This window comes from Paenisporosarcina sp. OV554 (genome assembly GCF_003058165.1).
Taxonomy (GTDB): Bacteria; Bacillota; Bacilli; order Bacillales_A; family Planococcaceae; genus Paenisporosarcina.
Map to the genome: position 1 here is coordinate 142,079 of NZ_QBUC01000004.1, position 14,189 is coordinate 156,267.

11 protein-coding genes and 1 pseudogene are annotated in these 14,189 nt (G+C 40.1%); 3 read left to right on the forward strand and 9 right to left on the reverse strand.

Annotated features, from left to right (window positions below; translation table 11 throughout):
- Window positions 1-870 precede the first annotated feature (870 nt).
- Both C8K15_RS05350 and C8K15_RS05355 read right to left on the reverse strand, forming a co-directional pair.
- Window positions 871-3,879 carry a S8 family serine peptidase gene (locus C8K15_RS05350; protein WP_108585400.1) on the reverse strand — a complete coding sequence of 1,003 codons (3,009 nt, stop codon included), beginning with the start codon at window positions 3,877-3,879 and terminating at the stop codon, window positions 871-873.
- Window positions 3,773-4,453, reverse strand: coding sequence for a S8 family peptidase (locus C8K15_RS05355; RefSeq protein WP_108585401.1), 681 nt, complete (start codon window positions 4,451-4,453; stop codon window positions 3,773-3,775). Before C8K15_RS05355 ends, C8K15_RS05350 begins: the two co-directional genes overlap by 107 nt.
- Window positions 4,454-4,805: 352 nt before the next feature.
- Here C8K15_RS05355 and C8K15_RS21315 point away from each other — a divergent pair.
- A pseudogene (locus C8K15_RS21315) lies at window positions 4,806-5,104 on the forward strand (ATP-binding protein).
- A 335-nt stretch (window positions 5,105-5,439) separates the two neighbouring features.
- On the opposite strand, the gene C8K15_RS05365 reads toward C8K15_RS21315, so the two are convergent.
- On the reverse strand, window positions 5,440-5,703 hold the full coding sequence (locus C8K15_RS05365) for a hypothetical protein (protein WP_108585402.1): 264 nt from the start codon (window positions 5,701-5,703) through the stop codon (window positions 5,440-5,442).
- A gap of 264 nt (window positions 5,704-5,967) precedes the next feature.
- On the opposite strand from C8K15_RS05365, the gene C8K15_RS05370 reads away from it, so the two are divergent.
- Together C8K15_RS05370 and C8K15_RS05375 are read left to right on the forward strand one after the other, a co-directional pair.
- Window positions 5,968-6,645, forward strand: a complete 678-nt coding sequence (locus C8K15_RS05370; RefSeq protein ID WP_108585403.1) for a response regulator transcription factor — start codon at window positions 5,968-5,970, stop codon at window positions 6,643-6,645.
- Window positions 6,635-8,107 (forward strand): sensor histidine kinase, encoded by a 1,473-nt coding sequence (locus C8K15_RS05375; RefSeq protein ID WP_233260385.1) that lies wholly within the window; start codon window positions 6,635-6,637, stop codon window positions 8,105-8,107. The genes C8K15_RS05370 and C8K15_RS05375 overlap by 11 nt, the downstream gene beginning before the upstream one ends.
- Before the next feature lie 912 nt (window positions 8,108-9,019).
- Here the strand turns inward: C8K15_RS05375 and C8K15_RS05380 are convergent.
- From C8K15_RS05380 to C8K15_RS05410, 6 genes are all read right to left on the reverse strand, one after another.
- Window positions 9,020-9,742, reverse strand: a complete 723-nt coding sequence (locus C8K15_RS05380) for an anti-sigma factor (protein WP_108585404.1) — start codon at window positions 9,740-9,742, stop codon at window positions 9,020-9,022.
- Window positions 9,743-10,297, reverse strand: coding sequence for an RNA polymerase sigma factor (locus C8K15_RS05385; RefSeq protein WP_108585405.1), 555 nt, complete (start codon window positions 10,295-10,297; stop codon window positions 9,743-9,745). It abuts the gene before it with no gap.
- Window positions 10,298-10,378: 81 nt separating this feature from the next.
- The gene (locus C8K15_RS05390) at window positions 10,379-10,852 is read right to left on the reverse strand and encodes a COG4315 family predicted lipoprotein (RefSeq protein WP_108585406.1); all 474 of its coding nucleotides are present in this window, start codon (window positions 10,850-10,852) and stop codon (window positions 10,379-10,381) included.
- A 22-nt stretch (window positions 10,853-10,874) separates the two neighbouring features.
- On the reverse strand, window positions 10,875-11,651 hold the full coding sequence (locus C8K15_RS05395) for an extracellular solute-binding protein (RefSeq protein ID WP_255421028.1): 777 nt from the start codon (window positions 11,649-11,651) through the stop codon (window positions 10,875-10,877).
- A 721-nt stretch (window positions 11,652-12,372) separates the two neighbouring features.
- Window positions 12,373-13,047, reverse strand: coding sequence for an ABC transporter ATP-binding protein (locus C8K15_RS05405; protein WP_108585409.1), 675 nt, complete (start codon window positions 13,045-13,047; stop codon window positions 12,373-12,375).
- A 1-nt stretch (window position 13,048) separates the two neighbouring features.
- Window positions 13,049-14,083, reverse strand: coding sequence for an ABC transporter permease (locus C8K15_RS05410; RefSeq protein ID WP_108585410.1), 1,035 nt, complete (start codon window positions 14,081-14,083; stop codon window positions 13,049-13,051).
- Between the last annotated feature and the right edge of the window lie 106 nt (window positions 14,084-14,189).

Sequence of the window (14,189 nt, forward strand, 5' to 3'; positions counted from 1 at the left end):
TTATTCAATCCTTTCATAATTTAAATAGATAGAACAAATACTTCATTTCCCTTAGTTACTTCTCCCCCCTAAAATATTTTGACAATTTTCTCGCCATTTCAAATTATACTTTGGCGTTATATAGACAGTAAATTGGGGGAATTTCGTGTAAAATGATAATAAATTTTGATTTTTTTAATAAAAAAGTTAGAATTTGTAGAATATTCTATCTTTTCTCTTTGTTTCACTTGGATTTTTAATTTGGGTGAATTCCGTGAAAAATGATAAAAAATGTTGATATTTATTAAAAAAATTTAAAATATATAGAATATTCTACTTTTCTGCTTTGTTTCAATCGGATTTATCTAAAATAGAATTTGAGGGAATTCATGTTTTGGTATAATACTATTTTTACAGAATACAACAAGAAAATTATGAGTTGAGTAGGGCCCGTGTTCCTCGGCAACGAGGTTTGCCGCTCGCTGTCGATGAACTATGGTGCCGTAGAGCCCAACCGTTAGTCTGACTCCAACAACCACGGTGTATCACAGAATGTCGCGCCCTTAATGGGTAGCTCATGGGAGATTAATCCTACTCACGCTGTTGCACTTGCCAATCATCCTATACTTTTTACTAGAGGAAGGATTTTTGTTCAGATAAGCAAACAGCTTAAAAATATATCTTCCAATGCTTAGCTTTTCTTAAAAAAAGTTTTTACTGGGTCTGTTTAAATTTGCTCATTTTTGATTTTAATTTTCATGGGAGTTCAATAAGAAAAGGAGTTGCCAAAGCAACTCCACAATCTTTAACTAAAGCAATCGGTATTTACTTGGTAGCTTTATATATTTAGCCACTGCACTTTATGAAAATCTATTGTATCTGCCGCGAGTGTTAGCGCACAGCGTAGGTCTTAATTATAGTCTGTTCGATCTGGCTACCGTTTGCGTCCCATGCCTTGATGCGAAGCGAAACGTAGCCAGTGTCTGGGTTTTTCACCCACACTTTGTAGTTGCCATCTTTCCTGTTATCCACTTTTGTTTTGCTCCATGTGTTGCCGTCGTCCGTAGATACTTCGACCTCTACCCCTTGAATGTCTGGAGTAGAACCTGATTGAGTGACGAATGACAGGTCAAAGTGGTCGGTAATGCCACCCTTTGCCTGGTTCTCATTATCTAGGCCAATGTTATACCTCGGCCACAGTAGCGCAAGGTTTTCTTGCCCATCTGTTGGTCGCTGGGACTTGAACGTCCACGCTGTGCTGGTTGTTGTAGCCAGAGAGAACCCGAACCATTCTGGGTGAGATGTGTCCGCTGTGATCTTATAAGTTGCCGGTTCAGTGCTGACAGGGTACTTTCTTTGGTAAGTAGTGTCCGGTCCCTTAGCGAGAAGCTTCCCGTCTTGATACAACCCCCAAGTGGACAAGTCTTTCCCATTTCCAAACCAGCTCCAGTGCCCCGGCTCGCTATCACCGTTATCATTAGTGATGTTAAGGTTTAAGGTGTCTCCCTCGCGATACGCCCAGGTATTCTCCGGTCCAGTTGGAGCGTTCGCCGCGCCCATCCAAGTCTCTTCTTTCTTATCGCCCGGCGAGTAGATGCGATATGTGTCCTTCATGTTACGTGTAATATCAGTAACGTCCGGATAGTACTGATGGGCCCATCTCATAATCTTCATATCCGTCTTGTTGCCTGTGGAGTACCACTCTTCCCGGTCCGGTGTTTTTTCCTCGAATTTATCCAAGAGCGCAAAGTAGCCACCTTCGTCCTTACGTAATGCCACAGCCCAGTCGCCAGATTTCAACCAGCCATTTGGCCTGCGGTAGTGGGCATTCACTACGGCAGAGTTTTCTTCTGTCACCGCGTCTACAGGGTTATCCGGAATTTCACCATTAATCATCGACGCATAATTGTACACGTACGGACTGTTAGCGATTCCATGCAGCTTGATCCAGGTAGGACCATTGGCGATTCTGTTGAAGAGCACTTCTCCGTCGCTTTGGCCAAGAGTATAGGCCGGGATGACGACATTGTCAATTGTAAATACACCTAGATTGACCCTCTCCCCGTTGTTATTGACGACGATCACTCCTGCGGCGCCAGCACCCATCACTGCTTTTATTTGGTCTCTCGGATTCTGTTTCGAATCGCGGGTGATGACCGCTAGCTTTCCATGGATGTCTATGCCGCTGAGATCCGCAGGCAGTGCCTCGCCGACGTTGACCTCTTGGAGTGTCTTATCCCCGTCCAACTTAGGCGCAAAGTGCACTGGCAGAAGCGGAATCGACTCGTTCTTATTGTCATCATAGGATGCCTCGATTGCAGGGGCATAGTTGCGAGAATGGAAGTTGAACTCGAACAAGCCAACATTATTTGGCGCCTTGACTGGCAACACGTAGGCGGGAGTTTCGCCATTAAAATTCCTCATGTAGTCAACTCCGAAGTGGTTTGTGTCCAACCGCTCGCGAACTCCCATTTTCCAAGAGTGCTTTTCGGACTCCTTAGGCGTTGTAACTTTTACCTCCTTGGCTAATCGGGCATCAAACGTGATTTCTTGATTCTCCTTACTCTTTAGCTCTATCAAAGGCACTGAGACTAGGGTATAGTTCTGAGGTATTCCGGCCTCGTCATTTGTGTTTAGTGTACTAATTACCGCGTAACGTCCCGGCTGCAAGGATAATCTGGTCTTCCCGCTGCTATTAGGATATACCTGTTTACCAACCCCCGTGTCATGGTTGAACCACAACATATCGCCTCCAGCCGGTTTTCCGTTGCGATCGATCTCATTAATAACTAAATCAACTAATGGTTCTGTTTTTGTTCCACCAATAGTCGTGTTAATGATTTTACCGTCACTTGAAGTAGCTTTTACCACTGCTTGATAATCGGCAATAGTGCCAAGCGATGTATCAAATGTTACCTTCATCTCACTGTTGCCATGTGCTGGGACAGTGACCACTGACTTGCTGAGTGTGAACATTCCAGCCGGTGCCGCTGTTTGATTCTCATTCTTGGCTGTCATGACGAGATTCAATGTCATATCACTGTCGGTTGGGTTGACATAATTATATGTCTTTTCTATTGGTTTAGTATCAACAAACCCGGCTCCCATACTGACAACTGCAGGACTGCTATACACGTTAGCCTCTAAGGCTTTCGTGATATCTACACGTCCGCCACCTTGTTGATTAGCTGAGTAGCGGGTATTTGCTACTGCAGTACCAGTTAATACCTGCTTAATATGGTCTCCTGACCAATCAGGGTGTCTTTGTTTCAGAATGGCTGCAGCACCGGAAACATGTGGTGTAGCCATTGATATACCATTGGCACTAGTGTAGTAGTTATCAACGGCCGTACCCATAGTGGTTCCTGCTGCACGAGCAGCTACGATTGCTACTCCTGGTGCCGTAATCTCAGGTTTAGCTCTGAAATTATTGATGACAGGACCGCGACTTGAGAAATTAGCCAAAAATTCGTTTGCGCTTTTGTCAACTGCCCCAACGGTCAATGCTTTTTCGGCTGCCCCTGGTGCTGCAATGGTTCTCTTATCTGGACCCGCATTACCTGCAGCAATAACAAATAGTGTGTTGCTTGTATCACTCAAATTGTTGACCGCTTGACTCAGTGGATCTGTTCCGTCGCTTGGTTCATCCGAACCAAGGCTCATACTGACAACATCGGCCTTTTCCTGAACTGCCCATTGCATTGCTTCGATGATACTGGATGTAGAACCTGATCCTGCGTTGCTAAGCACCTTCCCAATTAGAAGTTTTGCACCTGGAGCTACGCCCTTATATTTACCTCCAGAAGCAGCGCCTGATCCCGCGACAGTCGAAGCAACATGCGTACCGTGCCCGTGGTGATCTACATAATCCTTCAGCGATAGCATTTTTAACATCAGCATGATTCGGATCGATCCCAGTATCTAAGATAGCCACTTTCACGCCTGTGCCATCATACCCTGCTGCCCATGCTGTAGGTGCTCCAATTTGTGGAACACTCTTGTCCAACATCACTTGCACCGGTTTGTCAAGCCACAACTTGTTTATGCCATCGGCAAGTTGCGGTGCGGTCGCAGCTTTGGCGCTGTCATCGTCAACCGCTTCCCAGAACTTCGCCGACATCGACTTGCTCGCCTTTAGCGCCACACCATTAGCGCTATCTAATACCTTGTCCTTTTTTGAACCTGCCGGAGCAGCCTGTTCTAACGCTTCGTCCGTATGACTTTCTGTGCCTGAGTAAGTCGCGATCAACGGGATATCGGAGACGTGAGCGTCGTCGTAGCCGTACTCGACCAACTTGGTGATATTAAACAACTCGCGGTCAAGCTCATTTGCTGCTAGGTACGGTTGTGCCTTATCCGGGATGAGGTAGAAATCGTCTCCCAAACTCAACGTGGTTACACCCACTTCGGTTCCATCAGGGTTTGGAGTAAGCGTTACTGATTGCAAGCCGTCGGCGTTTTTTTCCAGCGTCACAACTTCGCCCGTGACAAGGGTAACTGTGTGAGTGCCGACAACCGCTTCAATAGTTTTAGAAGCTACAGGGCATTATCAAACTCATGTCTCCTAACTTAGAAGAACGAGGATATTTGAGAGTAAGTGAAGAAATAATTACAGACAAGATATTTGGATTATGTAAAAGTCGATCAATTAGGTAGGCAAAAGAAAAGCTATTCACCTTAAAGCTGCAGCGCATTTGCGTAAAGGATATTGTTGAGGATATTATTTCTGAGCTTTCTCATATCACTAAAGATAAGAATGTTACAATGACCTTAGATTGTGATAATAGCGTTGTTTTTGGTATTTGTATCGTGCTTTTTACAACCTTGTGGAAAACGGAATTAAGTACAATATTGACGGCTGTACAGTTGAGGTTTTTGTAAACAGATTAAGTAAGGAACAGGTTTCAATCAAAATTATAGATACAGGCATCGGCATTGCTGACAAATACAAACAGAACTTTTTTATCGTGTTGACAAATCACGCTCCCGTCAACTGGATGGTACAGGCTTAGGTCTTTCAACTGTTGACAGCATAATCAAAAAGCATAACGGTACGATCACTGTTACTGACGATGAAAGTAACGGAACTTGCTTTCATGTCATCATAACAGTGGGTCGTGATTAAAACATGTACATGACTAAGAGCCGTAGTGAATCATTACTTCGTAAACGTCAAATGGCGCCCACGTTTTTACATGGGCGCTTTGCTCTATACTTTAATTAGTTTTCTTTAGGACCTGGCAATCAGTTGGAATTGTCTTCAACTAATGTAAGAGTTGATAAAGTACCATCTAATCCGTTACTTCTACTTCGTTAAACAGATAAAGAGCGAGCTGATCCGGATTAGTTTCTAACTAGATGCACTGAATTTCTTTTGTTGGTTGAGGTGAAATTGTACTTGCAACCATGTTTAGGATACTCTTTAAAGCTCAGATCACTAAAATTTTTCGATTTGGATTGCTACTTTGTTACAGTTTCTTTTTTTGTCGCTTCAAATGCTGGTGTCACTACTGCTGCTGGTGTGGATTCAACTGTTGGTGTCGATTCTACTGTTGGTGTCGTTCCCTCTTTTGTTGTCTTTTCTTCTTTTGGTGTCACTTTTACTGCTGGTGTCGATTCTACTGCTGGTGTCGATTCCTCTTCAAAAAGTGGAGAAGCTAAAGCTGATCCTGCAATTAGTGAAACTGCTAATGTCGTTGCGCCTACTAATAGAATTTTTTTCATTCCAAATTCCTCCTTATTTTTAATCACTCTGCGATAAAGTATGGGATGTTGTTTCCCACACTTCTAATTTATCTAATTAATGTGACAACAATATGACGATGTGAAAAATGTAGTGTATCACCCTGACATACGGGTAGTAACCTACAGTTTAATCACTTGCTTAGATAGGAAATAATGAGGCGTTGTCATTTTATCGACATATTCCAGCTATACACTACCGACTTAGCCTTATTTTTCAAAGTATTGTAGAAAGGATGTTTTGTAGTGAAGCGCATCTTACTTATTGAGGATGAATTACCAATTGTTCAGATATTAAAAGTATATTTGGAAAGAAAGGATTTTTCGGTGGCTTCCCATTCAGGCGAAGGTAATGTAGTTCAATTTTTTAAAAATTATAAACCTTCATTGGTACTTTTGGATTTGATGTTGCCTCAAAATGATGGGCTCGAGATTCTAAAACAAATCCGTCAATATGGTAGTTGTCCTGTCATTATCCTAACAGCTAGAAGTAGTGTGCCCGAAAGACTAGCAGGGCTTGGACAAGGGGCTGATGATTATATCACAAAACCATTCGATCCTGAGGAAGTTGTGGCTCGAGTTCAAGCTGTATTACGCCGTTCCTCACATTTAGAAGATAATGAAATAATTAGATTAGGCCATCTAGTAATAAATCTTACAACTCATACAGCCTCTTTTTATGATGAATTAATTCCTTTGTCACCACGTGATTGGGGACTGCTTGCTTTCCTAGGAAAACACCCCAATCAATGCTTTACTCGTGATCAACTATTGGATTATGTTTGGGGTATGAATTATAACGGTGCAGATAGAGCTGTAGATGCTTCAATTAAAAGAATTCGTCAACACTTGTGTGATTGGTCATCAGATGAGGGCGAAATTAAAACGGTACGTGGAACGGGGTATATGATACGTGTTAACTAGCTTACAGTCTGATAAAAGTATCCCTTTACTTCGTTTTTGGACTCGAAGATATGCGGGTGTACTAATAGCCATTCTTATCATTTTAGGGATTATCGCTGGTGTATTGCTAAAAGTAAATCAAAATCAACAAAGTTTTCAAATACTACAGGCGAGAGCTGAACAACTTAGTGATTCATATATACGCGCTATAGATATAATACAATCACAACCAAATTTTCAGCAAGATCAATTACCTATCACACCTGCTGCACCTTCTACACCCGCAATAGCAACGGAAGTAGCACGTCCGGTTGCTCAAGATTTTATGCAAGTTTTTAATGAAGAGGGTCATAATCTTGTTAACTTTTCGAGTCTAGATATATCAATATCCGAGTCTCTTGCTAAAACACCACCTACTATAGAAAGTGTTCTAAGCGGTAAAAAGACTAAAGAAAAAATTGAATATAAAGATGCTACATGGCTGCGTGTTGGCATGCCTCTAAGTAAAGATGGGAATGTTATTGGTGCTTTATATTTAAGTACCCCTTCACCAGAATTGTTTTCGGAAAATATAGAAACCTATGGACTTCTTGTGCTCATTATTTTAGGTATCGCATTTGGAGGTTGGCTTGTAATATACCATCTTTCTAGAAAATTAATACTTCCCTTACATCAATTAACTGAAGCTGCAAGAAAAGTTTCAGAAGGAGATTACTCACCGAATCTTCCTTCAGCAACCAAAGTAAAAGAGGCTGAATTACAACAACTATTTTCTTCTTTTAAGATAATGACAAAGCGTTTGCAACAACTTGAACAAATGAGAACTGATTTACTTGCAGGCGTTTCTCATGAATTAAGAACCCCTGTTACTTCGATTCGTGGGATGATTCAAGCCGTCCAGGGAGGTATTGTCACAGGGGAAACAGCGGATCAATTTTTAGTAACAACGTTAGAAGAAGCTAAGAGAATGCAAAAAATGGTAGAAGATTTATTAGATTTTGCGTCATTAGAATCCAGCACTGTTCATGGAGAGTTTGTATTATTCCCTCTCTGGGAGGTAATAGAAGAGGTAATGCAACAGGTTCATTCCATAGAAGGTTTTAAAGATATAGAATTTGATGCCTCTCCTTTAATCAAACCACTGAAAATAGTAGCAGATAGAGGTCAAATTAAGCAAATTCTACTTAACCTCTTAATGAATAGTGCAGGAGCAGAAACTACTAAAATCACCTTAAGCATGACTATTGAAGACAAAAAGCTATACCTTGATATATTAGATAATGGTAAAGGGATTGCAGAACCCGAAATTCCTTATATTTTTGAAAGATATTATCGAGGAGACAGTAAAAGAAAGAAGCAGCAGGGATTAGGACTTGGATTACCATTAAGCCGATTACTTGCTGAAGCTAATAATTGTGAATTGTTCTTAGTATCAACCTCACCGCATGAAACTATATTTCGTCTCATGTTACCTATTGAATGAACAATTAAGTCAGTGTTGGATCAGATGGAGGAAAGAGCCATTTAATAGTTTTGTTGTTTCCATGCATTTCCTCCGGCAACTAATAAAGCTTTAATAATGGCGGAATTACTAATCAATCCTAAAAAAAGGAATGTCACTTATCATAAGAGACATTCCTTTTTTTACCCTTTTAAATCATTAAGTTCACTCAGTAGCCTTTTCAAATAAACAAAGAGCTGCTTAAAGAGCTAATGAATCTTCAAATAAAGCACTTGTTTTTTGAATAAGAGCTGTCCTCTTCCGATTGGAAAAGCTGATTAGTTTTAAAAAAGCCATAAATTAAGAGGGCACTGCAAAACAGGGAAAAGCGCTAGATTTGCTTTTCCCTTTTTCGTTATGTAGATTATCATATTAAGTCGAACGGTTAAAAATAAAAAATAGATCATTAGGGTACACAGTAGTTAAGGCGTATTAATCGAAGCGTACACACTGAATGGAAAATCACTTTCCTATATAGCTAGGCAGTTGCACCATCAATTATGAGCTTGCACGTGTTTCGCCTTACACTACCATTCAGGCACAGATGATTATGAAACCAAGAGAGAAAATTACGGCTGTAAGCGTGCGGTGTATCTTGAGCTGATTGATCATATCCTCATTCATCTCAAGATGGGTTGGTCACCTGAAAGCATTGTCAATCGCTACCGGAAAATGCATGGAAACCCCTTCCAAATCAGTGTTTCGAGCATCTATCGCTATGCGGTTCTTGGTCTGTTTCGCTTAATTCGCGTCCCTGGGATAGAAGCAAATCAAATTATTCACTACAAATGCATAAACAAATAGACACGAGCCTGATGCATGGTAACTTATTTAAAAAATTCCGGTATTGGAATAGTCATAATTGATTCGTTCCCAGGGACGCGAAATTAATTATCATGAAGATCCAACTATCTTTTTACCTCTCGGCTGGGTACCATTTGGGTCAGGTTCTTTCGTGATGCCAATTTGATCGAAATAATCATTTGGTGTAAGTCTGTAAGTCAACAGTCCTGTACCAGCTTCATCAGGCTTGAAAGTTCCTGCATTTGTCCGTTCGCCATCATTCAGCAGCCATACTTGGTAAGCCTCGGATTCTTGCAGCGCAGGCAAATTCCGAATCTGTACGACTAAGCTTCTTTCTTCTCCTTGCTGCAATATGTATGCAGCTCCGCCTGTATTCATATTTCCAACCGTCTTATCAGCAGGCTGTAAAAAAAGTGTCGTTTCAACCTCTACCGGGAGATCAATAGCTACGGTTTCTTTTTTTAGTTGGATATTGGAATACAACAGGACAATCACTAAAACCATAGTGGCCAGCAAGAGTCCTGAAGTTACAGGAGTAAACTGCCTACGGAAAAGGCTGTTCCATTTATTCACCTTTCGCACAGGAATTTCATTATTACGCTCAAAAACAAAATTCATCACTTCCGCTTTTAGGGAAGCAGGGGGTTCAATTTCTTCAAAATCCCACTTTAATGATTTCCAGGCTTCTGTCATTTGATCATACTCCCTGGTGCATTCTGGGCAATAGGTTAAATGTTCCGCGAATGCCTTTTTTTCTTTTTCCTTCAGTTCATCCGATATAAATAAAAGCAGGTTATCGCATTCTATACTCATTTACAAATCACCTACCTCCAAATACTTCTTCAACTGTTTGAGAGACTGATGAAGTCTGCTCTTGATCGTTCCAATCGGTTCGTTTTCAATTTTGGCAATTTCCGTTAGCGAATAGCCTTTCCAATATAGTAAATCAATTACTCTTTTTTGCGGCTTACTTAACTTATTTTTTGCTTTGGCAATTTCACTGTAAATAAGTCTATTTTCTATCCCATTATTCGGGTCTTCTATATCAATTGGCTGACTCATATCCATTTGCTTGTTATTCCGAATATGAATACTGTCTTTACGAACGTAATCCACGCACGCATTCCGTGTAACAGTCAAAAGCCAATTCACAAAAACTCCTTTTTGGGAGTTATAACTGCTTTTTGTCGTCCAAAGCTTTAAAAAAACCAACTGCACAATCTCTTTCGTTTTTTCTTCATTTCCATTTGTGAATTTAAAAACAAAGCCATAGATTAATTTAATATACCGGTCATAAAGCTCTTCCATAGCAGGATGATGCTTTTTCATTACCAATGCCATTAATTCTTTATCAAGTTTTCTTTTCAATGGCACCTGCACTCCTCACCAAGCAATTTTGGGAAATGAACAACAGGAACGATCACGAGTTTGATCGTTCCTGTTGTTTACTTATTGTGGAAAAACCGTTTCATTATTTACAATATACCAAACATCTTTCACACCTTCACCATTGACATGGCCCTCTTGCTTATCATTTGCAAAATAGTAGAGCGGAAATCCTTTGTAAGCAACCTGCTCTGCCCCAGTGTCTTCTCGTTTAATTGTTCCAAAGTCTTTTTTGTCAAAGCCCTCCGGCACATCAAAATCTTTTTCCGTGAACGGCGGCCAATTTTCTAAACATTCACCAGCACAATTGCTTTTTCCGGGTTCATCCTTTTTAAAATAATACAGTGTCATTCCTTTGGAATCAGCTAGGTACTTGCCCGTTTTCTCATTTTCCAATAACTTCAGGCTCTCGGCGGTTTCCTCGGCTGCGCCATTAACCACTTGATCCTCCTTGGCAGAATCTTGAGCATTATTTCCACATGCCGTTAAAAACATCACCATTGCAAAATTCGTTAAAATAAACATCCGCTTTTTCATTTAATCCCACTCCTTCTCCAATTTATTTCCAGCCCCATTTTTGAAACACTTGATGGGAGACATCTGATTTTAAATAATCGATAAATTGTTTTGGTTCTTTCTTATTGTTAGTATTGCTAGTTATACTTATGGGAGTTCCTCTATAGAGCTTGTCTTCATCAGGGAGCTGAACCAGTTCTGTCACATCTGACAGACGGTAATGCCAGGATTCATATGTAATCCAGGCGTCGTATTTAGAATTTGTCTTCCATAAATCGATAGCTTCTGCGCTGGATTTTACTGAAATAACAATATTGCTACTAATTCCAGAAATAAGCCCTTTTCTTCCTGCTAAATCCTCCCATAATCCCAGTTGTCCAGCCCCATTAACATCTACAATATTTACGCCATTCTTCGTTAAATCCTCCAAAGACTGTATCTTTTTAGGATTTCCTTTTCTGACTAAAATTCCCGCTGCCCGCGGATACAATTCTGTACGGGTTTTTTCATTAATGATTCCCGGATGTCTAAGCATAAAATCAGTCAGCATATACTCGGATCCTCCATAAATAATGTCGGCATCCTGTTTGGCTTGATCAATCCATTTTGCTTCGGGGCCCGCTGTTACTTCGACCTTTATCCCCGTTTCGTTAGTAAACTGCTCCGCCAGTTCCTTGATTGGTCCAAGAGGTCCACCTGGGCCGTAAATTTTCACAACATCATCGGCAGCTTGCCCCCGGTTAGAATCCATTGCTGCTGAAAACCCTAACAAGACAAGCATGAATGATATTAATCCAACAAAAATAACCGTTTTCTTCATGTCTTGCTTCTCTCCTTTCATGAAAAATCTGTTTGTACTATAGGTAACGAGACAAACCATCAAACGGTTTGAAAAAAAAATTATTATTTTTTGTTTTTTCAATCTACTATTGCAAGCTGAACAAATTAGCAAACAAACGTTATTGTTATTTTTTGTGAAGTAGATCAAAAAAGATACTTGCGGGATTAAAGATGAATGGAGTGTGATGAAGCTGCAATCAACACCTTATTTCACATTTGATGGCAACGCAAGGGAGGCATTAGAGTATTACGAAGAAGTATGCGATGGAGAAGTTCTGGGGATCCAAACGTTTGGTGAAGCCGATTTCCAACTCCGCCTGAAGTTGAAGATAGAGTCATACATGCACAATTTAAAAAGGTAGGCTATTCATAATGAAGTCTGATACTTTTTCTGGCATAGGAAAATGAGGATTTACAACGTTAAGGATACCTCAATATTTAAAAAAGCCGAATTTCTCAGTATTATAAGTGAGAAATTCGGCTTTCGTTACTTCACAATCGCGCCCGTTTGTTGAAAATATGCAGTTTTACGAACTGTATAAAAGACTAAATAAGATCAATTTTGAATCGTTCGTAAAAGTGTGCTTTTACGAACGATTTTGAAAGTCACTTAAAAGTGATATGTTTCTATCATAGTTTAATTCTTCTATTCATTTACAAAAGATATTGTATGCTCTCGGCCTATTTTATAAATATTCACTTTACAATATCAGCCCATCTTTCATTGTAATGACATGATCAGCATACGAAAGCATTTCTTCATCATGGGTTACCATCAACGTTGTAATACTCAACGTTTTAGTCAATTCTCGTATTAACGTCATTACGTCCTTCGATCTTTTTGAGTCTAAACTTGCAGTGGGTTCATCCGCAAAAAGCATTTTGGGTTTGTGGATGATTGCACGTGCAATCGCCACACGCTGTTTTTCTCCTCCCGATAATGAAGCAGGGTAGGCATCCCTACGATGATCCATGTCAATCAATTTGAGTATTTTTGCAACTTCAACTTTTTGTTCCTTTTTTTTCATCTTTGTTCCCGAAACATCTAGCATCAGCATCAGTTGTTCTTCTACAGTGAGAAAAGGGACGAGATGAGAGGATTGAAAGACGAATCCGAACTCACTTGCCCGGATTTTCCGGATTTGCTCCTGACTCATGTCAGTCATGTTTTTTTTATTGAAAAGAACTTGCCCGTCCGTTGCGCGTTGAAGACCCGCAGCTATCGTAAGAATCGTACTTTTACCGGAACCTGAGGCACCAACTAACGCTGTTATTTCACCTTGATGTAGGGAAAGATTGATCCCTTTTAATACTTGTTCTTTCACTTCGCCATTTATAAAAGTTTTTTTGACTTCATCAATTGTGAAGATTGTCATCTTAAACCTCTCCTTGTTGAATTGCTTGTAGTGGTTCGACTTTTTTAATTTGGATGCCTGAAAGCGTAGCGCCTACAAATCCAATGATCACGAATATTATCGATAATTGGACAGTCGTTTGAAGGGTTAAACTGAAAGGCATTCCTTCGGGCGCAATCATGGTGAAACCTTGGCTCAATGCAACTGACAAAGTAAGTGCGATTACGGTGATGAAAAGCATTTGTGACCACATCATTCCGAATAATCGACTTGTTTTAACACCGAGTGCTTTCAAAATCCCATATAATCCGATTTTTTGAACGTTCATCATATAGAAAAAGATTGCAAACAACATCCCACTGATGACGACTAAAAACCATACGATCATATTAAGAGACATCTGTTCCGCGCTATAACTTGGAATCGTATTGAAAAATTCTTTACTTGAAAATGATTGTAATCCCGCAATGTCTGGTCCTTTTTCTTGCCCAGCTACGAATACCAATTGCATTTCGTCCACTCCGTAAATTTCTTTGTAGTTTTCCATATTGATATAAGCGACAGGTGCGTGGCTATATTTCTTTTGATCAACAAAACCTTTCACTGTGAATTCACCGCTGAACTGATTGTTCGTTATTGTATCGCCTACTTTTATACCGTCTTCTTCCAATGAACGATCTAATACGATTTCTCCTTCACCGACTTTTTCGAATAACCTCGAATCAGTCGAAGTAACAAAAGCAACACTATGTTGTTTGTCTTCTGCATCGTTCACAAAGCCCATCTGAATTGAAAATGCTGCTGCATCCTTCTGGTCATTTAATACTTTATCTTGTGTGCTTTCATCTATTTTCGAAAGATTATAGGTTTCATTCGCATCGTCATTCATATAAAATTGACCATCCGGTAAATCTTTTATTAAAGCTGCATTATCTTGGGATAACCCATTCGCTAATCCAGAAATGATAAACGTTAAAAAACTAACCAGAAATATGATTGATCCTAAAATAATAAATTTTGCTTTACTCTTTTTAATTTCTTTCCATGCAATATTCATCTTTTACGCCTCCGTTTTACTTGATATCTTCAGTTTATACATCTTAGGTGAACGGAAGATGAACAGGTGGTTACATTTCAATCAACGCTGAGAGAAATTTTGCTCC

What these genes read in the sequence shown, in the direction of transcription:
- C8K15_RS05390 (WP_108585406.1), bottom strand. Translation starts at nt 10,852, where the DNA reads ATGAAAAAGCGGATGTTTATTTTAACGAATTTTGCAATGGTGATGTTT.
- C8K15_RS05410 (WP_108585410.1), bottom strand. Translation starts at nt 14,083, where the DNA reads ATGAATATTGCATGGAAAGAAATTAAAAAGAGTAAAGCAAAATTTATT.
- C8K15_RS05350 (WP_108585400.1), bottom strand. Translation starts at nt 3,879, where the DNA reads ATGCTGATGTTAAAAATGCTATCGCTGAAGGATTATGTAGATCACCAC.
- C8K15_RS05405 (WP_108585409.1), bottom strand. Translation starts at nt 13,047, where the DNA reads ATGACAATCTTCACAATTGATGAAGTCAAAAAAACTTTTATAAATGGC.
- C8K15_RS05365 (WP_108585402.1), bottom strand. Translation starts at nt 5,703, where the DNA reads ATGAAAAAAATTCTATTAGTAGGCGCAACGACATTAGCAGTTTCACTA.
- C8K15_RS05395 (WP_255421028.1), bottom strand. Translation starts at nt 11,651, where the DNA reads ATGAAGAAAACGGTTATTTTTGTTGGATTAATATCATTCATGCTTGTC.
- C8K15_RS05380 (WP_108585404.1), bottom strand. Translation starts at nt 9,742, where the DNA reads ATGAGTATAGAATGCGATAACCTGCTTTTATTTATATCGGATGAACTG.